Source organism: Mesorhizobium koreense (assembly GCF_031656215.1).
Taxonomy (GTDB): domain Bacteria; phylum Pseudomonadota; class Alphaproteobacteria; order Rhizobiales; family Rhizobiaceae; genus Mesorhizobium_L; species Mesorhizobium_L koreense.
On record NZ_CP134228.1, the window covers coordinates 1,591,412 to 1,613,454 of the forward strand.

The 22,043-nt window shown below is 63.1% G+C and carries 26 protein-coding genes; 17 read left to right on the plus strand and 9 right to left on the minus strand.

Translation table 11 applies throughout. The features are described from left to right. Positions 1–31 precede the first annotated feature (31 nt). The 4 genes from RBH77_RS07635 to RBH77_RS07650 all read right to left on the minus strand — a co-directional run bounded on the left by RBH77_RS07635 (position 32) and on the right by RBH77_RS07650 (position 3,288). The gene (locus RBH77_RS07635) at positions 32–781 is read right to left on the minus strand and encodes an amino acid ABC transporter ATP-binding protein (protein WP_311031537.1); all 750 of its coding nucleotides are present in this window, start codon (positions 779–781) and stop codon (positions 32–34) included. Between the two features lie 7 nt (positions 782–788). Then, entirely contained in the window at positions 789–1,634 is an 846-nt protein-coding gene (locus RBH77_RS07640; RefSeq protein ID WP_311031538.1) for an amino acid ABC transporter permease, read from the minus strand. After that, positions 1,631–2,377, minus strand: coding sequence for an amino acid ABC transporter permease (locus RBH77_RS07645; RefSeq protein WP_311032459.1), 747 nt, complete (start codon positions 2,375–2,377; stop codon positions 1,631–1,633). The genes RBH77_RS07640 and RBH77_RS07645 overlap by 4 nt, the downstream gene beginning before the upstream one ends. Positions 2,378–2,487: 110 nt before the next feature. Continuing rightward, a complete protein-coding gene (locus RBH77_RS07650; RefSeq protein ID WP_311031539.1) occupies positions 2,488–3,288 on the minus strand; it encodes a transporter substrate-binding domain-containing protein in 801 nt (266 codons plus the stop codon). Positions 3,289–3,660: 372 nt separating this feature from the next. Here RBH77_RS07650 and RBH77_RS07655 point away from each other — a divergent pair, with 372 nt between their 5' ends. Further along, the gene (locus tag RBH77_RS07655) at positions 3,661–4,998 is read left to right on the plus strand and encodes an alpha/beta hydrolase (protein ID WP_311031540.1); all 1,338 of its coding nucleotides are present in this window, start codon (positions 3,661–3,663) and stop codon (positions 4,996–4,998) included. Between the two features lie 17 nt (positions 4,999–5,015). Here the strand turns inward: RBH77_RS07655 and RBH77_RS07660 are convergent, their stop codons facing one another. The 4 genes from RBH77_RS07660 to RBH77_RS07675 all read right to left on the minus strand — a co-directional run bounded on the left by RBH77_RS07660 (position 5,016) and on the right by RBH77_RS07675 (position 8,236). Further along, complete coding sequence (locus tag RBH77_RS07660) at positions 5,016–5,819, minus strand: inositol monophosphatase family protein (RefSeq protein WP_311031541.1); 804 nt, start codon at positions 5,817–5,819, stop codon at positions 5,016–5,018. A gap of 117 nt (positions 5,820–5,936) precedes the next feature. Beyond that, on the minus strand, positions 5,937–6,503 hold the full coding sequence (gene efp / locus RBH77_RS07665) for an elongation factor P (RefSeq protein ID WP_311031542.1): 567 nt from the start codon (positions 6,501–6,503) through the stop codon (positions 5,937–5,939). 102 nt (positions 6,504–6,605) lie between these two features. Then, a complete protein-coding gene (locus tag RBH77_RS07670; RefSeq protein WP_311031543.1) occupies positions 6,606–7,574 on the minus strand; it encodes a tetratricopeptide repeat protein in 969 nt (322 codons plus the stop codon). Then, positions 7,571–8,236, minus strand: a complete 666-nt coding sequence (locus tag RBH77_RS07675) for a thiamine phosphate synthase (protein WP_311031544.1) — start codon at positions 8,234–8,236, stop codon at positions 7,571–7,573. Before RBH77_RS07675 ends, RBH77_RS07670 begins: the two co-directional genes overlap by 4 nt. Before the next feature lie 158 nt (positions 8,237–8,394). Between RBH77_RS07675 and RBH77_RS07680 the strand changes: the two genes are divergently transcribed. Beyond that, positions 8,395–9,165, plus strand: a complete 771-nt coding sequence (locus RBH77_RS07680) for a sulfite exporter TauE/SafE family protein (protein ID WP_311032461.1) — start codon at positions 8,395–8,397, stop codon at positions 9,163–9,165. Positions 9,166–9,187: 22 nt separating this feature from the next. On the opposite strand, the gene RBH77_RS07685 is transcribed toward RBH77_RS07680, so the two are convergent. Continuing rightward, positions 9,188–10,078, minus strand: a complete 891-nt coding sequence (locus RBH77_RS07685) for an alpha/beta fold hydrolase (RefSeq protein ID WP_311031545.1) — start codon at positions 10,076–10,078, stop codon at positions 9,188–9,190. Between the two features lie 186 nt (positions 10,079–10,264). Here RBH77_RS07685 and RBH77_RS07690 point away from each other — a divergent pair, with 186 nt between their 5' ends. The 15 genes from RBH77_RS07690 to pal all read left to right on the plus strand — a co-directional run bounded on the left by RBH77_RS07690 (position 10,265) and on the right by pal (position 21,884). Beyond that, positions 10,265–11,908: an acyl-CoA synthetase gene (locus RBH77_RS07690; protein WP_311031546.1), complete on the plus strand. Its 1,644-nt coding sequence runs from the start codon at positions 10,265–10,267 to the stop codon at positions 11,906–11,908. A gap of 369 nt (positions 11,909–12,277) precedes the next feature. Next, the gene (gene rcdA / locus RBH77_RS07695) at positions 12,278–12,805 is read left to right on the plus strand and encodes a protease adaptor protein RcdA (RefSeq protein WP_311031547.1); all 528 of its coding nucleotides are present in this window, start codon (positions 12,278–12,280) and stop codon (positions 12,803–12,805) included. 59 nt (positions 12,806–12,864) lie between these two features. Next, the gene (gene ruvC / locus RBH77_RS07700) at positions 12,865–13,377 is read left to right on the plus strand and encodes a crossover junction endodeoxyribonuclease RuvC (RefSeq protein ID WP_311031548.1); all 513 of its coding nucleotides are present in this window, start codon (positions 12,865–12,867) and stop codon (positions 13,375–13,377) included. 71 nt (positions 13,378–13,448) lie between these two features. Further along, positions 13,449–13,700, plus strand: a complete 252-nt coding sequence (locus RBH77_RS07705) for an AbrB/MazE/SpoVT family DNA-binding domain-containing protein (protein ID WP_311031549.1) — start codon at positions 13,449–13,451, stop codon at positions 13,698–13,700. Position 13,701: 1 nt separating this feature from the next. Continuing rightward, positions 13,702–14,115, plus strand: a complete 414-nt coding sequence (locus tag RBH77_RS07710; RefSeq protein WP_311031550.1) for a type II toxin-antitoxin system VapC family toxin — start codon at positions 13,702–13,704, stop codon at positions 14,113–14,115. A 13-nt stretch (positions 14,116–14,128) separates the two neighbouring features. After that, positions 14,129–14,749, plus strand: a complete 621-nt coding sequence (ruvA, locus tag RBH77_RS07715) for a Holliday junction branch migration protein RuvA (protein ID WP_311031551.1) — start codon at positions 14,129–14,131, stop codon at positions 14,747–14,749. 62 nt (positions 14,750–14,811) lie between these two features. Further along, positions 14,812–15,105: an AbrB/MazE/SpoVT family DNA-binding domain-containing protein gene (locus RBH77_RS07720; protein WP_311031552.1), complete on the plus strand. Its 294-nt coding sequence runs from the start codon at positions 14,812–14,814 to the stop codon at positions 15,103–15,105. Next, positions 15,102–15,494 (plus strand): type II toxin-antitoxin system VapC family toxin, encoded by a 393-nt coding sequence (locus RBH77_RS07725; protein WP_311031553.1) that lies wholly within the window; start codon positions 15,102–15,104, stop codon positions 15,492–15,494. The genes RBH77_RS07720 and RBH77_RS07725 overlap by 4 nt, the downstream gene beginning before the upstream one ends. Continuing rightward, positions 15,491–16,531, plus strand: coding sequence for a Holliday junction branch migration DNA helicase RuvB (gene ruvB, locus RBH77_RS07730; RefSeq protein ID WP_311031554.1), 1,041 nt, complete (start codon positions 15,491–15,493; stop codon positions 16,529–16,531). Before RBH77_RS07725 ends, ruvB begins: the two co-directional genes overlap by 4 nt. A 285-nt stretch (positions 16,532–16,816) precedes the next feature. Next, positions 16,817–17,287, plus strand: a complete 471-nt coding sequence (ybgC, locus tag RBH77_RS07735) for a tol-pal system-associated acyl-CoA thioesterase (RefSeq protein ID WP_311031555.1) — start codon at positions 16,817–16,819, stop codon at positions 17,285–17,287. A 237-nt stretch (positions 17,288–17,524) separates the two neighbouring features. Continuing rightward, positions 17,525–18,241: a protein TolQ gene (tolQ, locus tag RBH77_RS07740; protein WP_311031556.1), complete on the plus strand. Its 717-nt coding sequence runs from the start codon at positions 17,525–17,527 to the stop codon at positions 18,239–18,241. Between the two features lie 38 nt (positions 18,242–18,279). Beyond that, complete coding sequence (gene tolR / locus RBH77_RS07745) at positions 18,280–18,732, plus strand: protein TolR (RefSeq protein ID WP_311031557.1); 453 nt, start codon at positions 18,280–18,282, stop codon at positions 18,730–18,732. Positions 18,733–18,744: 12 nt separating this feature from the next. Further along, positions 18,745–19,800: a cell envelope integrity protein TolA gene (gene tolA, locus RBH77_RS07750; protein WP_311031558.1), complete on the plus strand. Its 1,056-nt coding sequence runs from the start codon at positions 18,745–18,747 to the stop codon at positions 19,798–19,800. A 34-nt stretch (positions 19,801–19,834) separates the two neighbouring features. Then, positions 19,835–21,157, plus strand: coding sequence for a Tol-Pal system beta propeller repeat protein TolB (gene tolB / locus RBH77_RS07755; RefSeq protein WP_311031559.1), 1,323 nt, complete (start codon positions 19,835–19,837; stop codon positions 21,155–21,157). A 226-nt stretch (positions 21,158–21,383) separates the two neighbouring features. Further along, on the plus strand, positions 21,384–21,884 hold the full coding sequence (gene pal / locus RBH77_RS07760) for a peptidoglycan-associated lipoprotein Pal (RefSeq protein ID WP_311031560.1): 501 nt from the start codon (positions 21,384–21,386) through the stop codon (positions 21,882–21,884). Positions 21,885–22,043 lie beyond the last annotated feature (159 nt).

Sequence of the window (22,043 nt, forward strand, 5' to 3'; positions counted from 1 at the left end):
GCGTCCGTCGGCCGCTGTCTGCCGCGCTTCGTCAGAGCACCTGCTCGAGGAAGGCGCGAGTGCGCTCCTCGCGTGGATTGTCCAGAAGCTCGGCCGGCGGTCCGTGCTCGACGATGATGCCGTGATCGGTGAAGTAGATATGGTCGGCGATCTCGCGCGCGAAGCCCATCTCGTGGGTGACCAGGATGCAGGTCATGCCCTCCTGCGCCAGCTCGCGTATCGTAACCAGCACTTCCTTGACCGTTTCGGGGTCGAGCGCCGCCGTCACCTCGTCGAACAGCATCAGGTCGGGCCGCATGGCGAGCGAACGCGCGATCGCGACGCGCTGCTGCTGGCCGCCGGAAAGCTCGCCGGGATAGGCGTCCGCCTTACCTTCCAGCCGTACCTTCTTGAGCAGCGTATGCGCCCGGGCCTCGACCTCGCCGCGATCCTGCTTGAGGACGTGCAGCGGCGCCATCATGATGTTCTGCAGCGCGTTCTTGTGTGGAAACAGATTATACTGCTGGAAGACCATGCCGACCTTGCGGCGAAGCGCCAGCTTGTCCAGCGCCGGATCGTTGACCTCCAGGCCTTCGACCAGGATCGAGCCCGAATTGATCGGCACGAGGGCATTGATGCAGCGGATCAGGGTCGATTTGCCCGAACCGGAAGGGCCGATGATGCAGATCACCTCGCCCTTCCTCACATCGAAGCTCACGCCCTTCAGCACTTCGAACTCGCCGAAGGATTTGTGCACGTCCGACAGGCGCACCATTGGCTGGTCGGGGGTCCATGCGGGCATGACGACCTCAGCTCTTGACGTGGAAGCGTCTTTCGAGACGCACGGTCCACAGATTGATCGGGTAACAGTAGATGAAGAAGCACAGAAGCGCGAAGCCGTAGAGCGGCGCAAGAAGATCCGGCCTCCCGCCTTCGGCGTTATGCACCTGCGCGGTGAGAGTCAGCATCTCGTTGATGCCGACGATCGAGGCGAGCACGGTCGACATGGTGATGATCGAGTAGACGTTCATCCATGGGGGCAGCATTCGCTGCAGACATTGCGGCAGGATGATCATCCACATGGTCTGGCGCCTGGTGAAGGCGAGCGATTCGGCCGCTTCCCACTGTCCGCCGGGCAGTGACTGCACCGCGCCGCGCACGATCTCGGCGACATTCGCCATGACCGGCAGCGCGAAGCCGATCACGGCCTTGATCCAATCCGGGAACGGAATCGTCATCTCGCCAAATTGGAACTGGTAGGGAACGAGGTACATGGCGAAGAAAAGCAGGACCAGCCATGGCGCGTTCCGGAAGAACTGGGTGAAAGCCCAGGCACAGGCGCGCAGCGGGCGTAGATGGCTAAGCTGCATCAGGCCGAGCGGCAGGCCCAGGAGGGTGCCAAGCGCCATCGAAAGCACCGACAGCAGGAGGTTGAACAGAAAGCCGCTCAGGAGCAGCGGCATCCATTTGATGATCACGGCGATCGGAGAGGCTTCAGTGGAACCCGTCTGTGCGCCGGCTATGGACGAAAACAGGAGGACGGCGCCGAAAAGCGCAACGCCGTGCCACAGGCGCAGCCGCAAGACCGGTGCCGTCGGCACGATATCGAGCAGGACCGGCAGGTCCGTCGTCTTTCCCGGCGTACCCGTCTTCATCGGCCGAACCCGGGAATGCGCAGCGCGCGCTCCCATCGGTGCATGATCCAGACGAGCACACCGACGAGGAGAACGAACACGGCCAACAGTACGCACATCATCTCCGTGACGTTCTGCGATTGCGCCCAGATCTGCGCGGAGGCGTAAAGCGTCTCCGGCACGGCGATGGCGTAAGCGAGCGTCGTGGTCTTCAGGAGATTGACAAGGTTGTTGTTCAGCGCCGGAAGGCAGACGCGCAGCGCAAGCGGCAGGACGACGTAGCGATAGGTGCCAAGCTGGGTATAGCCGAGCGCCTCGGCCGCCTCGATAGTGGTGCGCGGCACGGCCTGGATACCGGAGCGGAAAATCTCGATGTTGAAGGCGCCGGCGAACAGCGAAAGCGAAACGATCGCCCACTGCACATTGGTGAGGAAAGGTTCGCGCAGGCCAATGTCGTTGTAGGACGAGGGCAGCAGCGCGCCCAGCCCGAAATAAAAGAAGAAGATCTGGACCAGCGGAGGCGTGTTGCGGAAGATGACGACGAACACCTCGATGACGCCGCGTATAAGCTTGAACCGCGACATCTGAAACCAGGCGCCGATGACGCCGATGACAATGCTGATCAGGATCGATACGACGCTCAGGTAGATCGTCATGCCGATGCCCGCGATGAATTGCTGCGCATCGTAGGCATCGTAGAAGATAGTGAAGTTGAGCCCTGTGGTCTCGTAGAGGTTACGGAACCATTCGGCGATCCATTGCAGCAAGCGGCCCGTCCCCTATCAGATACGGCTCGCGGCGCGGATCAACTCCGCACCGCGTCCAAATCGACGGCCGGTCCCTTCGGCGGCCGCATTTCTCGGTCCGTCCAGGGTCAGCCCTTATACTTGTCGTGCATGCGCTGCGAGTAGTCGGTAGGCTTGATGCCCCACTTCGTCTCTTCCTTGATGATGGTGCCGTCCTTCATCCACTGGATGGTCGCCTTGGATACGAAATCCCTGAGCGCGTCGTCACCGGGAGCGACCGCCATGATCCACGGCGTTTCCATGATGCCTTTCAGCGGCATCGAATATTCCTTGCTCCAGGCCGGATCGAGCAGTTTGCCCTGGATGAAGGTCTGATCGTAGAGATAGCCGATGCAATTGCCCTGTTTGAGCGCGAAAAGCGGCTTGTCGGAGCCATCGAAGCCGACAATCTTGGCGCCATACTTCTCGGCGACGGACTTGTTGTAGAAGGAGCCGATCGTGGCGCAGACCGGTTTGTCCTTCAGCTCTTCCCAGGATGTCACCTTGGCGCGGTTCGACATCAGCACGTTGACCGAGTCCGAATAGTAGGGCGGATCGATCGCCTCAACCACTTTGCGACGCTCGGGTTTGTCGGACATGGTGGCGATCAGGAGATCGATCTTGCCCTGCTTCAGGAATTCCATGCGGTTGGCCGCGACCACCGGAACAATTTCCAACTTCACGCCGAGCTGCTTGGCGATGTCCGCCGCAAGATCCGGCTCGATGCCGACGATCGCGCCGGACGGATCACGGAAGCCGAACGGTTTGTAGTCCGCCTTGGAGCCCACGATCAGTGTACCGCGGCTCTTGACATCCTTGAGGTCGCCGGCGGAAGCGGGCCCCGCAGCCAAGGTGATGGCGCACAAGGCCAGCAAAGCAGTTTTCAGCATATTCTATTCTCCTCCATGGGTGCCGCATGATGCGGACCGCCTGCAATGATCGAAAGGCCGGCGATCTGGATCGCGGCAGCGGGTATGATACCCGGGAAAGCTGCGAAGCTAGTGCAGGCGCTGTCTTGCTGTCAACCAACCGCGACGGCGCCTGGACGCCCGAATCTTCCGATTTCTGAGGCGGGCCGTGGACCGCTGGACGGCTCCTTGCGAGCGCACGCTTCAGGCATCGGACGCGTGAGAACCCTTGTCGGGTCATCGGAGTGGCTTGGCGGCGGTCCCCGCGCCCGCTATGGGTATCGGGGCAGCGCAGAGGGCAGCGTGTCGCCGTTAGGGCGCACGGCATTCATTTCGGTCGAGGGGACCACCAGGATGCTACGCCGCAAGGATGCCCAACTGCCCGGTGGATCGGCGCCTTTTTCCACGAAACGATCGGCCGTTGCCTTGATCGTCGGATTTCTGTTTCTGGGTTTGGCCGGCTGTGGTCATGTGGTGGGCGTCTTGAAGCCTGTACCGGTTACCGCGCCTGGTACGTCGCGGGTGGACATGCTTGTCGTAACGACGCGCTCGCCGTCGAAGGACCCCGGCCTTCTCTATACGGGGCTGCGAGACAAGAACTATTCCGTCGACGAGATTTCCGTTTCAATACCGCCGGATTCGGCCCGAAAAGTCGGCGAGGTGCAATGGCCGCGCCGTCTGCCGCCCAATCCCGAGAAGGATTTCACGACGGTGGCGGTGAAGCGACTGCCGCCGGAAGCCGCCGCCGGCAGGGCCTGGCTGCGTCGCAATTTGCCGAAGAACCGGAAGGTCCTCGTCTTCGTCCACGGCTTCAACAACCGCTACGAGGATGCCGTCTACCGTTTCGCGCAGATCGTACACGATTCGAATGCCGATGCCGCGCCTATCCTTTTCACCTGGCCTTCGGCCGGCAAGCTGTTCGACTACAATTACGACCGGGAAAGCACCATCTACTCGCGCGACGGGCTGGAGACCGTGTTGCGGCTTCTCGCGGAGGATCCGCAGGTCTCCGAGGTCACCGTGCTTGCCCATTCGATGGGCACATGGCTCACCATGGAATCCCTTCGACAGATGGCGATCCGCGACGGTCATGTCGCGCCGAAGATCGCGAACGTCATTCTGGCGTCGCCCGATATCGACGTGGATGTTTTCGGGCGCCAGTTCCACGATCTTGGCAGCCGCCACCCGAAGTTCACCGTCTTCGTTTCGCAGGACGATCGGGCGCTGGCCGTGTCGCGATTCGTCGCGGGTAATGTGAACCGGCTCGGACAGATCGATCCCGAGGCCGAACCCTACCGTTCGGAAGCGCAGAAAGACGGCATCACCTTCATCGACCTCACCCGGCTGAAAGCACCCGGCGCCGACCTGAATCACGACAAATTCGCCGCCAGCCCGCTGATCGTTCGCGCCATCGGCACAAGGCTGGTCAACGGGCAGTCGCTTTCGGAATCACAGATCGGGCTTGGCGACAGCATCACCATCCTTGCCGCCGGCACGGCCAAGGCGGTTGGGACGGGAGCGGGCCTTCTGGTCAGCACGCCCCTTTCGGTGATCGATCCGACGACGCGCCGCAATCTCGGTAGCCAGGCTGACGATTTTGCCGGACAACTCGATGCGGCAACCGGACTCAACGGCAGATCCCGGGAATCCTCCGACGCCGATCCAACCATGAAGGCGAAGGATGCAAGATAGGCGAGGCGTGAGCCTGCTCAGCCGGCGGCCTTGATCGGCTTCTTAAGCGTCTTGAGGAGTGCTGCGTGGATCGCCTCGTTGCCGGCGACGATGCCGCCGGTATCGAAGATGTCCTGCCCGCCCGCCTTGTCGGTAACGAAGCCGCCTGCCTCGCGGATGATGAGCATGCCGGCAGCCATGTCCCACGGATGCAACGCATCTTCCCAGAAGCCGTCGAGCCTGCCCGCCGCGACATAGGCAAGGTCGAGAGCGGCCGCACCCATGCGGCGGATGCCGGAGACTTCACCCATAACGTTGCGCTGCTCGACCAGATAGCGGCCGTGGTCGCCGCGGCCGAGATGCGGGATGCCGGTGCCGATCACCGCGTCGTTCAGATTGCGGCGTGCCGCGACCCGCAGGCGCCGGTCGTTGAGGAAGGCGCCGCCGCCGCGCTCGGCGGTGTAGAGCTCGTCCATGGCCGGGTTGTAGATCAGCCCGGCGACGAGCACGCCCTGACGCTCCAGCGCGATCGAGACGGCAAAGATCGGAATGCCATGAAGAAAGTTCGTGGTGCCGTCGAGCGGGTCGATGATCCAGCGGTGCTGGTCGTCGGAGCCTTTGACCGTGCCGCTTTCCTCCATAAGGAAGGAATAGCCGGGCCGCGCCTTCGACAGTTCGTTATAGATGATTTCTTCCGCCTTGCGGTCGGCCTGGCTGACATAGTCGCCAGGCCCCTTCATCGAAACCTGAAGGTTCTGCACCTCGCCGAAATCACGCGCCAGGGAGCGACCGGCCTTTGTGGCCGCCTGGACCATGACGTTGAGCAGCGCGGAACGGGGCATGGGGGAGCGTCTTTCGTCAGTTGGCCGTCGGCGATCGTATAGCCGCAGTCGACAGGCGGCAGTAGGAAGTCGGTCCGGTGTCGCTGGAACGGGTCTTCCCGACTGCCGCTTTCCTTATCAATCCGCCCGGCGCAGATAGGTGATCTCGTTCGTGTCGACCACGATCCTTTCGCCGGCCGAGATGAAGGGCGGCACCAGAACGCGCACCCCGTTTTCAAGCACTGCGGGCTTGTAGGAAGACGCCGCAGTCTGGCCTTTGACGACCGGGTCTGCCTCGGTGATCTCCAGCGTTACCTGATCGGGAAGCGAGATGCCGATCGGCTTTTCCTCGTAGAGTTCGACGGTTACCGTCATGCCGTCTTGCAGGAAAGCGGCACGGTCGCCGACGAAATCCTTCTGCAGTTCAAGCTGCTCGTAGCTCTCGGAGTCCATGAAGACAAGCGCTTGGTCCTGCTCGTAGAGAAAAGTGAAATCCTTCTGCTCGAGCCGCACTTTCTCCACCGTTTCGGCGGAGCGGAAGCGCTCGTTGAGCTTGGTGCCATCGATCAAATTCTTCAATTCGACCTGGTTGTAGGCGCCGCCCTTGCCGGGCTTGACGGCGTTCGTCTTCACGGCGACCCACAGGCCGCCATTGTGCTCGATGACGTTACCCGGACGGATTTCATTGCCGTTGATCTTGGCCATGTCGGTGCTTTCGGATGAGGTTTGATCCCGGATCGCCGCGAGGGGCGATTTTCGGCACGTCCAAGACCATAAAACGCGAAAAGAGGCAAGAGCGGGCGTTCGCTAGCGCAGCTTGTTGGCGCGTTCGATCGCTCGCTTCTGCTCGTCGGTGGAAAGGCTGGAGAAGAACATGTCCATCTGCGGATCGCTCAGGCCGGCGCGACGGGCAAGCACGTACCAGGCGCCGGCCTCCACCTTGTCGGCCTTGATGCCGATGCCGTTGAGATAAAGCTTGGCTAGGCGGTTCTCGGCGGCGACGTTCCCGCCGTCGGCCGCCCGCTTCAGCCAGCGGAAGCCGCCTTCGAGGTCGGCGGGACCGCCGCGCCCCTCCACCAGCCATGTGCCGAGCTCGAGTTCCGCCGTATCGTAGTTCTGGTGTGCGGCGAGCAAGAGCCAGCGGCGCGCTTCCTCGTCGTTCCTGACCTTGCCGCCGATGCCGTTCGCGAAGGCCTGCGACATCGCATATTGGGCGTCGGCGAGGCCGGCGGCGGCTGCCTTCTCGTAATAGTCGTAGGCCTTTTCCATGCCGTCGACGCTGTCATCCTTCTCGACGAGCATCTGCGCGTAGTTGAAGGCGGCGAGACGATTGCCGGCGTCGGCCGCCGCCTTCATCAGTTCGGCGGCGCGCTTTTCGTCCTTCGGGACGACACTGCCCTCCATCAGATAGAGCGCGTACTGGAACTCAGCGGCCGCCACGCCCTGCGCGGCCGCCTTGCCGTAAAGCTCCGCCGCCTTCTTCTCGTCGCGCTGCACGCCGAGGCCGCGCGCGTATATCTCGGCGGCCAGGGTCTGCGCGGCGGCGTCGCCTTTCTCGGCGCGCGGCAAGGCGAGGTCGAGAGCGGTTATGTAAAGACCGCGCTGATACGCGCCGAAAGCCGGGTCCGCCGGCTGCGAGCCGTAGCGCTTCGGGTTGACGTCCGTGGTCGGGTTGACCACCCGGCCGCCGCGGCTGTCGTCGGTGGCGGCGGCATTCCCCGGCACGAGCGTCAAGAGCAGCATGGCTGCACCGGCGATCTCGGCGGCGCGCTTCATTTGCCGGCCTCGAAACGCGGCGCGCGCTCATCGAGCAGGGCATTGGCGGCGGTCACTTGCCCGGCAGGGTCCGCCTCCTCGCCGAAAACGGCGCTTGAAACCGCCACGAACTCGGCGCCCGTCGCCGCCACGGCCTCGACCGACGCGACCTCGTTGCCGGCCATGACGATGCAGGGCAGTTCGATCATCTCGGCCCACCAGCCTCCGAGCGAAAGATTGCGGGGATGCGGCGCCGGCGTATTGTCGTAGCCGAAGCGGCCGAAAAACATGTAATCGGGTCGGGCCTCGCCGAGTTCGAGCGCATCGTCGCGGCTCTTCGCGCCGCCCGCGCCGATCATCATGCGGTCCTGGAATTTTTCGATCAGTTCCGCCAATCCGTCCTTGCGTCCCTCGAAATGGATGCCGTCGGCCCCAACGCGGCCCGCAACGCGCGTGTCACCCTCGATCATGACGGCGATGCCGTGCGCCTGCGCTATCGGAACGAGGGCTTCGGCGCGGCGCTGGAACACCGCTTCACCATCGCCATAGGCCGGCAGGATAAGTGAGGCCACGTCGCCGCCCTCGGTCGCGGCGGCGACGAGAGATTTCAGCTTTGCCGGATCGTCGATCCGCGGCGCGATCAGGACGATGCGGCAGCGGTTCAATTCTTCTGTTGCCGTCATGGCGCCCTTTTTCGAGCCTCGATGCTGACCCTGGCCTATGCGAAGCGATCTTGGTCGCAATGCGGCATACAACATGGACGAGCGTCTTGAACAGACCGATCGGCCTCGCCAAACGAGCCGGAAGCCGTTATGCGTTTCGCGATCAACCGTGCCCGCCGATGACCGACCTCCTGCAAAATCCACTCTTCTATGCCGTGGCCGTGCCGGCGGTCGTGCTCATCGGCCTGTCGAAAGGCGGCTTCGGCGGGGCGCTCGGTGTCGTCGGCGTGCCCCTGATGGCGCTGGCCATGCCGCCCGTGCAGGCGGCGGCGATCCTGCTTCCGATACTCATCTTGATGGATATTGCGGCCTTGTGGGCATGGCGCGGCGTCAGCCGCGACTGGCGGACCTTCCGCATCCTTATTCCCGGCGCCATCGTCGGCATCGGTATCGGCTGGCTGACGGCGGCCGTGGTCACCGAGGCGGCGGTCAAGCTCATCGTCGGCCTCATCGCCTTCGGCTTCGTGGTCCGATGGTTCTGGCAGAGACATGCGGGAAGCGATCATCCGCGAGACCACAATGTTCTCGTCGGCTCATTTTGGGGCGTGGTTTCGGGCTTCACCAGCTTCGTCGCCCATGCCGGCGGACCGCCCTACCAAGTCTATACGCTGCCGCTCCGCCAGGATCCAAAGCTTTACACCGCGACGAGTGTTGTCTTCTTTGCCGTGGTGAATGCGGTGAAACTGGTTCCCTATTTCGCGCTCGGCGAACTCGACACGAGCAACCTGACCGCCGCCGCGATCCTGATGCCGGTTGCCGCCGTCGCTACGGTCGCCGGCGCCGCCATGATCAAGCGCATGCGGGCGGAAGTCTTCTATCCGATCGTCTACGCACTGATATTCCTGCTGTCGCTGAAGCTGATCTGGGATGGAGCGCTGGCGGTCTGGTAAGGCCCGCCACGTAAAGCGGCGGTCAGCCGTTTGCAATCGTCCTGGCATCGAGGACGGCGCGCGCCCAATCCTCGGGCCGCTCCTGCGGCAGATTATGACCGGCCGCGCGAAATACCCTGTGCTCATGCATACCGCCGAACTTCCCGGCATGGTGCGAGGTACCGGAATTCACCCCGTCCGCATCGCCATCTATCGTGATTGTCGGAACGTCGATCGACGGCTGCGCGCTCAACCGGGTTTCGATGAGCGCATAGGCCGGATCTCCCGATACAAGCCCGAAGCGGTGCCGATAGGAATGGATCACGACCTCGACGAAATCCGGATTGTCGAAGGCCGCGGCCGTGCGTTCGAATGTCGGGTCGTCAAATGCCCAATTCGGCGACCACATGCGCCAGAGTTGGCGCGCGACGCCGCGCCTGTCGCGGGCGAGGCCACGCCGGCCGCGCTCTGAGTGGAAATAATACTGATACCAGAACGTCGCTTCCTCGGCGGCCGATGCGGGCTCCAAGGAGTGGGCGATGTCCTGGATGTTGTAGGAATTGGCCGAGACCAACGCCTCGACGCGTTCCGGCCAGAGCGCGGCGACGACGCAGGCGGCGCGGCCGCCCCAATCATAGCCGCCGAGCACGGCACGTTCGAACCCGAGCGCATCCATCAGCGCTTTCAGATCGGCACCGAGGGCCGCCTGCTCGCCGGAGCGCAGCGTCTCGCCGGAGAGAAAGCGGGTCGGTCCGTAGCCCCTCAGATAGGGGACGACGACCCTCGCGCCGGCTTCAGCAAGCAACGGCGCCGTTTCGGCATAAGCGTGTGCGTCATAGGGGAAGCCGTGCCCCATGATGCACGGCCAGCCGTCCGCGGGACCATACTGCTCATACGCCACATTCAGGACGCCGGCGTGGATGGTCAAGGTCATGCCGATCTTCCGTAACTTGTAATTTAGCAGGGTGGCGGTTTTCCGAACCATAAGCTTGAGGAGGATCAGGTGCAAAGAGCGGCCAGCATCGCTCCTGACAAGGAATGAGCAGAATAGTTCGCCATTCTTCCAATGACGGCGCCTTGCGGCTGTGCTTAAAGGCGGCAACGCCCGGAGAGAATGTTCATGTCCGCCAACCCCTACGAGAACGACCTCGACAAGAATGCCGCCAACTACCAGCCGCTGACGCCGCTTTCCTTCCTGGAACGCGCCGCCAAGGTCTATCCGGACGTAACAGCCATCGTTCATGGCAATTTGCGGACCAGCTATCGCGATTTCTATGCGCGTTCGCGGCGGCTCGCTTCGGCGCTTTCCAAACGAGGCATCGGCAAGGGTGACACCGTCACCGTCATGCTTGCCAATACCCCGCCCATGCTCGAAGCGCATTTCGGCGTACCGATGACGAAGGCGGTGCTGCATTCGCTGAATACGAGGCTGGATGCAGCGGTCATCGCCTTCCAACTCGACCATGCCGGATCGAAGATCGTGATCGTCGACACGGAATTCTCCGGCGTTATGGCCGAGGCGCTGAAGCTGGCGAAGGTCAAGCCGCTGGTGGTCGATTTCGACGATCCGCAATACGCCGCCGACGCCCCCTATCCGAAGGGCGCACGCATCGGCTCGCTCGACTATGAGGCGTTTCTTGCCGAGGGCGACCCGGGTTTCGCCTGGTCGATGCCGGACGACGAGTGGGACGCCATATCGCTGAACTACACATCCGGCACGACCGGCAATCCGAAAGGCGTCGTCTATCATCATCGCGGCGCGGCGCTGATGGCCTATGCCAACACGGTCCACGCCGGCATGGGCAAGCATTGCGTCTATCTGTGGACGCTGCCGATGTTCCATTGCAACGGCTGGTGCTTCCCGTGGACGCTCGCCGTGCAGGCGGGAACGCATGTCTGTCTGCGCTGGGTCCGTGCGAGGGCGATGTACGATGCGATCGCCGACCATGGCGTCACGCATCTCTGCGGCGCGCCGATCGTCATGGCGACGCTGATCAACGCCGCCGACGGCGACAAACGTGATTTCCCGCAGACGGTTACCTTCAACACCGCCGCCGCGCCGCCACCGGAGTCCGTGCTGGCCGGCATGGCCGACGCCGGTTTCGCGGTGACCCATCTCTACGGATTGACCGAGACCTACGGTCCGGCGGTCGTCAATGAGTGGCATACGGAATGGGACGGGCTCGACAAGGCTGGCCGGGCCGGGCGCAAGGCGCGGCAGGGCGTGCGCTATTCGGCGCTCGAGGATCTGACGGTGATGGACCCGAAGACGATGGAGAAGACGCCGCCGGATGGAGAGACGATCGGCGAGGTGATGTTTCGCGGCAACATCGTCATGAAGGGCTATCTGAAGAACAAGGCGGCGTCGGACGAGGCGTTCGCCGGAGGCTGGTTCCATTCCGGCGATCTGGGCGTGATGCACGCCGACGGCTACATCCAGCTCAAGGACCGCTCAAAGGACATCATCATCTCCGGCGGCGAGAACATCTCCTCGATCGAGGTGGAGGAGGCGCTCTACAAGCATCCCGCCGTGGCAGCCTGCGGCGTCGTCGGGCAGCCGGACGAGAAATGGGGCGAGACGCCGGTGGCCTATGTCGAACTGAAGCCTGGCAGATCGGCTACCGAGGCGGAACTCATCGCTCATTGCCGTGCGCTCCTCGCGCGCTTCAAGTGTCCGAAGACGATCGTCTTTACCGAGATCCCCAAGACCTCGACCGGCAAGATCCAGAAATTCCGGCTGAGAGAGATGGCAAGGGGTGGATGAAGCGCAGGCGTTGCAGCGTTAACTGGCCGCAAGGCATGAAAAATTTCAATTTTCGGTAAGAACCCGATGGTTCGTTAACCCTTCATTAAGCTTTACGGGCGTTTACTCTCGCCATCCAGTGATCTGGATTCTTACCGAGTGGTTGGAGCCACTTTGTTTGACGCCTCCCTGTTAAACTCCTGAGAGCCGCTCATCCGCGGCTCTTTTTTTGCCCCTTTCGGCCCGACTCCGCTGGGCCCGGCGGCATATTAACCCTTTGTTAAACATGGTCTTGCGTTGGCGGGCCCTGGGCAGCATGCTGGGGCAATCGGAATCGGGCGGCATTCGGCGCCGGTCCGCGACAGGGAATCAGGCGAAGGACGGCATGAAATGGGCGAACCTGAAAAGGAAAGCGCCAAGACGATCAATCTCGCCGAGCGACGCGTATTCTCGCAGCGCTTCAAGCCGCTCTACGACGAGGGCATGGGCCTCGTCGAGCGCGCCGCCGAATATCTCGACAGGGAAGGCCGCGCGGAGGCGAAGAAGATGTCGCGCGTAGCCGCCACCCTCTATGCCGCCGAATCGATGCGCCTTACCACACGGCTGATGCAGGTCGCTTCCTGGCTGCTGCTGCAGCGCGCCGCCAATTCCGGCGAGATGACCCGTGAGCAGGTCGCCGCCGAAAAGGCGAAGGTCAGGCTCGATACCGCGTCCGCCCACGAGAACGCGCCGGGCTGGCCGGAATTGCCGGACGCCTTCAAGGACATCGTCTCCCGCTCGCTCAGCCTGCAGGCGGTCGTGCGGCGCATGGACGACGAAATCTACGGCGGCGGAGAGGCGGAGCCTAGCCGACGCGCGGTGGGTAACCCCGTTTCGGCCCAGATTACGCTTCTCAACACAGTGTTCGCCCGCGGCTGAGCCGTATCGCTCCCAACGTTACCGGTCGCATGCGGCGCGGATGGCGCTAAAGTGGCGTCATGGCGGCAGCGATTCGCATCATCGGCATCGATCCCGGGCTTCGCCGCACCGGTTGGGGCGTCGTGGAGACGCTCGGCAATTCGTTGCGCTTCGTGGCGTCCGGTACGGTGCGCTCCGACGACAAGGCAGCGCTCGCGGTACGGCTGAAGCAATTGCATGACGGGCTCGTCGCGGTGCTCCATGAACATGTGCCGCACGAGGCGGCGGTCGAGGCGACCTTCGTCAACAAGGACGCCGTGGCGACCTTGAAACTCGGGCAGGCGCGCGGCGTAGCCATGCTGGTGCCGGCGCTGGCCGGGCTCGGGGTGGCGGAATATGCGCCGAACGCCGTGAAGAAAACGGTGATCGGTGTCGGACACGGCGACAAGAAGCAGATCCACGTGATGGTGAAGGTGCTCATGCCGCGCGCCAGTTTCGATACCGACGACGCGGCGGACGCGCTCGCCATCGCCATCTGCCACGCGCATCACCGGCAGAGCGCGGCGGCCAGGCTGGCGATGGCGGGACGATAGCTGTTGCAGCGCTTGTTCTTGACTTGTTCCGCATGTAGGGATATTCTTTACTTCCCATAGGAGTTCACATCATGCGGGTCAGCAGCAAGGGTCAGGTTACCATTCCGCGCGACTTGCGCGAGATCGCGGGGATCGAGCCAAACAGCGAGGTGCTGTTCGGGATCGAGGATGGCAAGGTCACGATCATGCCGAAAGATGGCCGCCGGGCCGCCGCGGACGAAATGCGCCTGAAGCGGTTTCTTTCGGTGCTCGATCGACTTGAAGGCACGGGTGATCCATCGCTCGATGCCGATGCGGTCATGGCGATGACGCGGGATCGCTGAGGTGGCGACCCTGATCGATACCAATGTCCTCATCGACGTGGCCGTACGTGATCCTGACTGGCTTGCGTGGTCGCGGCGGGAACTGGAACGGGCGCGTCGCACGGGCGTCATGCTGATCAATCAGATCATTTATTCGGAATTCGCCGTCCGTTATGAGGCGCCGGAGGAGGTGGACCAGCTTATTCCCGCCGATGAGTTTCGCCGGGAGGGCCTTCCTTGGGCCGCAGCGTTTGCCGCGTCACGTGCCTTTTCCCTTTATCGGCGCGCCGGCGGGAAACGCGAGAAGGTTCTGCCCGATTTTCTCATAGGCGCGCATGCCGCGATCAGGGGCTATGCATTGTTGACCAGGGATCCGTCGGGTTACCGGCGCTATTTTCCTACGGTTCCCCTCATCGCGCCGGATACGCATCCATGAACGGGTTCCCGGGATGATCGGCAAGCTGAAGGGGGTCGTCGACGAGATCGGCGAGGATCATTGCGTCATCGACGTGCATGGCGTCGGCTATGTCGCCTTTTGCCCCTTGCGGACCTTGTCCGCCTTGTCCGGCGCGGGTGAGGCGGTGGAACTCTTCATCGAGACCTATGTGCGCGAGGATGTGATCCGGCTCTACGGCTTCGGCTCGGCGCTGGAGCGCGAATGGTTCCGCCTCTTGATGAACAACGTTCAAGGCGTCGGCGCCAAGGTGGCGCTGGCCGTGCTCTCGACGCTGTCACCGGCGGACCTCGCCAACGCGATTGCGCTGCGCGATGTGGCGACGGTCTCCCGCGCGCCTGGTGTCGGCAAGAAGGTCGCCGAGCGCATCGTCACCGAATTGAAGAACAAGGCGCCGGCCTATGCGGGCGCCGCGTCGGGCACGATCGGTCTGAAGCAGGAACTGGGAGAGGGCGTCGCGCCTGCGCCGATAGCCGACGCCGTCTCGGCACTCGCCAATCTCGGCTATTCGCGCGACGTCGCGGCGAATGCGGTGGCGGCGGCGTTGAAGGCTGCCGGCGAGGGAGCGGATTCGGCCAAGCTCATCCGGCTAGGGCTGAAGGAACTGGCGCGGTGAGTTGTTTGCAGACGGCTTTCTTACTATCCTAGGATCGTAAGAAATCTGGAGCGCGGTAGGAAATGGGCGCCTTCACGAAGATGACCTCGAAAGGCCAGTTGACGATTCCCAAGGATGTCCGTGAGCAACTCGGACTGGCGGCAGGAACTCGCTTCTACGTCACTGTTCGCGACGGCGAAGTCGTGGCGATGCCGAAAAACAAACGTCTCGCCGATCTTGCCGGATTGCTGGGCAAGCCGCCCGCAGGGGCAGGTGCCACGCTTGAGGATTTCGACGAGGCAATCGGCAGAGCCGTTGCGGAAGAAGACGAACGGATCGTTCGAGAATGGAACGAGATGCGCGGGAAGCGCAAATGAAGGCCGTCGATACGAATGTGCTGCTGCGTTATATCGTTCGCGACGATCAGCGGCAATTCGATACAGCCGCGATGTTTCTTGGCGCGCGGACAGCCGCGGATCCGGTGTTTGTCAGCCTGATTGTCGCCGTGGAATTGATCTGGGTGCTGCGCCGGCAATATCGCTATCCACGCGAAGACATCCGGACAGCGATAATGGCTCTGATGGAAGCCGCCGAAGTGGTCTTTGAGGACGAGGAATATCTCTCTGCTTTGCTGGCGAGTTTCCCGAAAGGGGATATCGCGGGCCATCTGATTGCGCATTGTGCTACAAGGGCCGGGTGTTCCTCGACTGTCACTTTCGACAAGGTCGCGGCGAGCAGCATCCCCTCCATGGAACTTCTCAGTTGACCCTCGCCCCCCGTCTCGTATCGGCCGACAAGCGCGGTGAGGATGCGGAAGCCTCGCTGCGGCCGCAGACGCTCGACGAGTTCATCGGCCAGACGGCGGCGCGCGCCAATCTCAAGGTCTTCGTTGAGGCGGCGAAGGGCAGGGGCGAGGCGCTCGACCACGTGCTTTTCGTCGGGCCGCCCGGCCTCGGCAAGACGACGCTGGCGCAGATCATGGCGCGCGAGATGGGCGTCAATTTCCGCTCCACTTCCGGCCCTGTCATCGCTAAGGCGGGCGATCTTGCGGCGCTGCTCACCAATCTGGAAGAGCGCGACGTGCTCTTCATCGACGAGATCCACCGGCTCAACCCTGCGGTCGAGGAAATTCTCTATCCGGCGATGGAGGACTACCAGCTCGACCTCATCATCGGCGAGGGGCCGGCGGCGCGCTCGGTCAAGATCGATCTCGCGCCCTTCACGCTGGTCGCCGCAACGACGCGCGCGGGGCTTATCACCAATCCGCTGCGCGACCGTTTCGGCATCCCGATCCGGCTGAACTTCTATACGATCGACGAACTCAACGAGATCGTACGCCGAGGCGCACGCATCCTCGGCCTGCCGCTTGCCGAGGACGGAGCGCTGGAGATCGCAAGGCGGGCGCGGGGTACACCGCGCATTGCCGGCCGGCTCTTGCGGCGCGTGCGCGATTTCGCCGCTGTCGCCGAGGCCAGCCAGGTGACGCGCACGGTTGCCGATGAGGCGCTGTCGCGGCTCGAGGTCGACGCGCAGGGTCTCGACCAGCTAGACCGGCGCTATCTTTCCATGATCGCACGCAACTATGGCGGCGGCCCGGTAGGTGTCGAGACCATCGCCGCCGGGCTTTCCGAACCCCGGGATGCGATCGAGGACATCATCGAGCCCTATCTCATCCAGCAGGGCTTTATCCAGCGCACGCCGCGCGGACGGATGCTCACCGGCAACGCCTGGCGGCATCTGGGGCTGGAGGCGCCGCGGGATCTTGCCCAGCAGCAGATCAACCTGTTCCAGGAAGAGAACTGATCCGGCGCGCACGGATTACCATGTTCTTGAACATCGCCGGCAATGGTGGCAAGCCCTGGGCGTGCCGAGCGGGATTTCGACTCAGGATAATGCGATAGCGTTGCCCCCACTCCGTCCCGCTTCGCGGGCCACCTCTCCCCCGATCGACGGGGGAGAGGAAGCGCCGGCCGCAAGGCCCGGTTCCCTTCCTCTCCCCTTTTGAGGGGGAGAGGTGGCCCGCGAAGCGGGACGGAGTGGGGGTGTTCTCCGAGTTCGGTGCAGAATGGAATGCGGAAAGGAACGATCATGGCCGATGAGGACGAAGCGCTGGCCGCCGGCCTCACGGGCGAACTGACGCCGACCGGCCATCGGCTGCTCGCGCGGGTCTATTTCGCCGACACGGATTTCTCCGGCGTCGTCTATCACGCCCGCTATCTCGAATTCTTCGAACGGGGGCGCTCGGATTTCCTGCGGCTTGCCGGTGTCCATCACACCGAACTTGCCGACGGCAAGCATGGCGAGAAGATGGTCTGGGTGGTGCGGCGGATGGAACTCGTCTTCCACGCCCCGGCGCGGATCGACGACATCCTCACTATCGACACCAAGACCGCGAATGTTTCCGGTGCGCGCATCTTCATGGAACAGCGCATAAGACGCGGCGAGACGGCGCTGGTCGACGCCAAGGTCGAGGCCGCCATCATCGGCGAGAGCGGCCGGCCGCGCCGCTTCCCCAAGGAATGGGTGGACGCCTTCATGCCGCAAGGGCCTGCGTCCTGAAGACGCGGATACGCTTTGCGCTTCAGTCCTAACGCATCCTTAACCATAAGCCTTCATGAACAGTATGGTTAAAATACGAAGGAATCGGCTCGCCTTCCTTTGACCAAATTTGCCCAGGAGAAGGCGTTGCACGGCGCTGACCGGGGATAGGCGCCATTATTCTTTCGAGACGCGAACTGTTTCGGGGCGGCGCATGGGAGAGGGTGTCGCCGAACGATCGTTAAGGACGAGTTGCACATGGACACCCTTACGCTTGCCGCGCCCGTAACGGAGGTTTCGGTCTGGGCCCTGTTCTGGCATGCCGGATGGGTCGTCAAGCTGGTCATGATCGGGCTCCTATGCGCCTCGATCTGGACCTGGGCGATCATCGTCGACAAGGTCATCACCTATACGCGGCTGCGCGCCTCTCTGAACCGCTTCGAGCAGATCTTCTGGTCGGGTCAATCGCTGGAAGACCTCTACCGCACGCTTTCGGAACGCAAGACCACAGGCATGGGCGCGATCTTCATCGCAGCGATGCGTGAATGGAAAAAGAGCTTCGAGAAGGGCGCCAAGTCGCCGCTCGCGCTGCAATCGCGCATCGACAAGGCGATGGATCTGGCGCTGACGCGCGAGATGGAGCATCTGGAAGGCCGGCTCGGCTTCCTCGCCACGATCGGCTCTTCGGCGCCCTTTATCGGGCTGTTCGGCACGGTGGTCGGCATCATGACGTCGTTCCAGGCGATCGCCGGATCGAAATCCACCAACCTCGCGGTCGTCGCGCCGGGCATCGCCGAGGCGCTGCTCGCGACGGCGTTCGGCCTGCTCGCCGCCATCCCGGCTGTCATCGCCTACAACAAACTTTCCTCCGATGCCGCCAAGCTCGGCGTGCGCATGGAAGGCTTCTCCGACGAGTTCTCCGCCATACTCTCGCGACAGATCGATGAGAAGGTGGCGCACCAGCGCGCCGCCTAGGCAACAGACCCCGTGGGCGCACGACAAAGGATCGATCGATGGGAATGGCAGTCGGTACACAGGGACGCGGCGGGCGCGGCCACCGGCGGCGCGGCAGGCATCACGGCCTGATCGCGGAGATCAACGTCACTCCCTTTGTGGACGTGATGCTGGTGCTGCTCATCATCTTCATGGTCGCTGCGCCGCTCTTGACGGTCGGCGTGCCGATCGACCTGCCGGAAACGCAGGCCAAGGCGCTCAACTCCGAGACGCAGCCGATCACCGTTTCCATCAACAACAAGGGACAGGTTTTCCTGCAGGAGACCGAAATCCCCGTCGACGAGATCGTGGCGAAACTCGAGGCGATCTCCAAGACCGGTTATGACGAGCGCATCTATGTGCGTGGCGACAAGGATGCAGACTACGGCACGGTCATGAAGGTCATGGCGCGCATTTCCTCCGCTGGCTACCGCAATCTCGGGCTGGTGACGCTGCAGGAACAGGACAAGTAGCGGCCTCAAGCGATGAAGACGGGGATAACCACATCGGTCATTCTCCACGCCGCGGTGCTGACCTTCGGGCTTTTCACCCTGTCGGCGCCGAAGCCCTATGAGGTCGGCGATGTCGAGGCGCTGCCGGTCGACATCGTGCCGGTGCAGTCGATCACGCAGGTGCAGGAAGGCGACAAGAAGGCGCCGAAGAAAGAGAAATCCGCGCCGAAGCCGACCATCCGGCCCGAGCCCGTCAAGGATGCCCAGAAGGTCGGCGAGAACAACCAGGACATGAAGAATCCGCCGACGCCTGAGGTGAAGCCCAAGCCCGTCGAAAAGACGGCTGAGCCGCCGCCGGCGCCCGAACCGGTGGTCAAGCCGGCAGAGAAGCCGGTCGAGCAGCCGCCGAAACAGGCAGAGGCCAAGCCCGAGCCTGTGCCGGCGACCGAGCGCACGCCCCAAGCGCAGCCGAAGCAGGAGGTAAAGCCCGATCCTGTGCAGCAGGCGATCGTGGCGGAGAACCCGGACGCCGAAGCCATGAAACTGCCGGAAACGGCGCCCTCTCCCGAGGCGCGCCCGCAACCGCCGCAGGCGCAGACGGCCAAGGCGCCGGACCGCAAGGTCTCCGACAAGCCGGCGGTCAAGGAAGCGTCGCGCCAGAAGTCCGAGGACAAGGATTTCAGCCTCGACAAGGTGGCGGCGCTGCTCAACAAGGAAAAGGCGTCGGGCGGCGGCGCCAAGCGCTCGACCGACGAAGCCTCCCTCGGCGCGGACCATACGACCGGCGGCGATAAGCTTTCTCAAAGCGAGATGGATGCGTTGCGCAGCCAACTCGCCGGATGCTGGACCATTCCGGCCGGCGTCGAGGACGCCGATCAGCTCAAGGTAACGGTCGAGTTCAGCCTGTCGCCGGACGGACATCTGGAAGGCGCGCCGCGGGTCGTCCAGAGCGCCGGCAGCCGGCAGGCCGACGAAAGCGCGCTGAGAGCCGTCAATATCTGCAACCAGCGCGGTTTCAACCTGCCTTCCGACAAATACCAGACCTGGGCAAACGTCGTCGTTCACTTCGATCCCAGCGATATGTTCTGACCCTTCCGCCATCGAGATCAAAGAGGCGAAATCCATGAAGCATCTTCTCAAGACCATCCTGCTCGCCATCGCGTTCGCAACCGGCCTTGCCGGGGCAACGGTACCGGCGTGGGCGCTGGTCGAGATCGACGTCAACAAAGGCAATGTCGCGCCTCTGCCGATCGCGATCACCGACTTCCTGTCGGGTGACGCGATGGGCAAGCAGATATCGGATATCGTCTCTGCCGATCTGCAGCGTTCTGGCCTGTTCGCGCCGATCGATCATTCCGCCTTCATCGAGAAGGTCTCCAATCCCGACGCCGCGCCGCGCTTCGAGGACTGGAAGGTCATCAATGCCCAGGCGCTGGTGACGGGCCGGGTCACGCAGGAGGTCGACGGAAGGGTGAAGGCCGAGTTCCGGCTCTGGGACGTGTTCGCCGGGCAGCAACTCGTCGGCCAGCAATATTTCGCCAACAAGGGCAATGTCCGGCGCGTCGCCCACATCATCGCCGACGCCATCTATGAGCGCCTCACCGGCGAGAAGGGCTATTTCGATACGCGCATCGTCTATATCGACGAATCCGGACCCAAGAACAATCGCGTCAAGCGGCTGGCGATCATGGACCAGGACGGCGCCAACCAGCGCTACCTGTCGAGCGGCAAGGCGCTGGCGATCACGCCCCGCTTCTCGCCGAACCGCCAGGAAATCACCTACATGTCCTACGAAAGCGGGCAGCCGAGGGTCTATCTCCTGCAGATCGAGACCGGCCAGCGCGAACTCGTCGGCAATTTCCCCGGCATGACATTCGCCCCGCGCTTCTCGCCCGACGGCCAGAAAGTCATCATGAGCCTGTTGCGCGACGACGGCAATTCCAACATCTTCACCCTGGATCTGAGGAGCCGCAACACGACGCGGCTGACCACGGCGGATGCGATCGATACGTCGCCCTCCTATTCGCCCGACGGAACCCAGATCACCTTCACCTCGGATCGTGGCGGCGGCACGGGGCACTCGCAGATCTACGTCATGGGCGCCGACGGCTCCAACCAGCATCGCATTTCCTTCGGTAACGGCAGCTATTCAACGCCGGTGTGGTCGCCGCGCGGGGATTTGATCGCCTTCACCAAGCAGACCGGCGGCGAATTCCAGATCGGCGTCATGCGAGCGGACGGCTCGGGCGAGCGTATCCTGTCCTCCGCCTTCCAGGAGGAGGGACCGACCTGGGCGCCGAACGGACGTGTCCTGATGTTCTTCAGCGCGGCGGCAGGCGCAGCCGGCCCCAAACTGCACACGATCGACCTGACGGGTCGCAACGAGCAGGAGGTCCCCACGCCGAACTTCGCGTCGGACCCCGCCTGGTCGCCGCTCCTCGAATAGAAGGGATGGAAGGATTTCGGGTACGATCCATGCATGGCCGCGTTTCCGCCGCATTTTCGCATAGGTTGCAGCCAGACCGGCAGCGGGACGGTCGTGCCCGAAAAACCTTCTTGCCTGAAAAATCTGGTCGAAACGAAAGATTAACCCTGTTTCTTGAACGCCGGTTAACCGCGATTTGGTTACTGATTGCTCAATGAAACCCCGCAAATGCGAAGGAGTGGCGGTCATGCGCCGTATCGCAGCCCAGATTCTCAACCCGATCGCAATCGCGCTGGTGGCCACGCTGTTGGTTGCCGGTTGCGCGTCCAAGAAGGTGCCGAACAGCGCCGCCGACCTCGGCCTTGCCGGCAACGCTACTCCGGGATCGAGCCAGGACTTCACCGTGAATGTCGGCGACCGCATCTTCTTCGATACGGATTCATCCTCGATCCGCGCCGATGCCCAGGCGACGCTCACCAAGCAGGCCCAATGGCTGAACCGCTACGGCAACTATGCCATCACGGTCGAGGGCCATGCCGACGAGCGCGGCACGCGTGAGTACAATCTGGCGCTCGGCGCCCGTCGCGCCGCCGCTACGCGCGACTTCCTCATAGCGCGCGGTGTCGGTGCCAACCGCATCAAGACGATCTCCTACGGCAAGGAGCGGCCGGTCGCGACCTGTGACGCGCCGTCCTGCTGGAACCAGAATCGCCGCGCGGTGACGGTGCTGAACGGCGCCGGAAGCTGATTCGCCCCATCCGAGGCAAAAAAGCCACACTCGTCGAGGGAAAAAGCGGCCATGCGCCGCTTTTTTCCGTTTGGCCGGGCATTATCAAATTTTGGCCGAACTGGAGGCCATGATAAGGGCCTATGGCGGGCGGGGGAACGTCCGCGCAACAGCGCAATG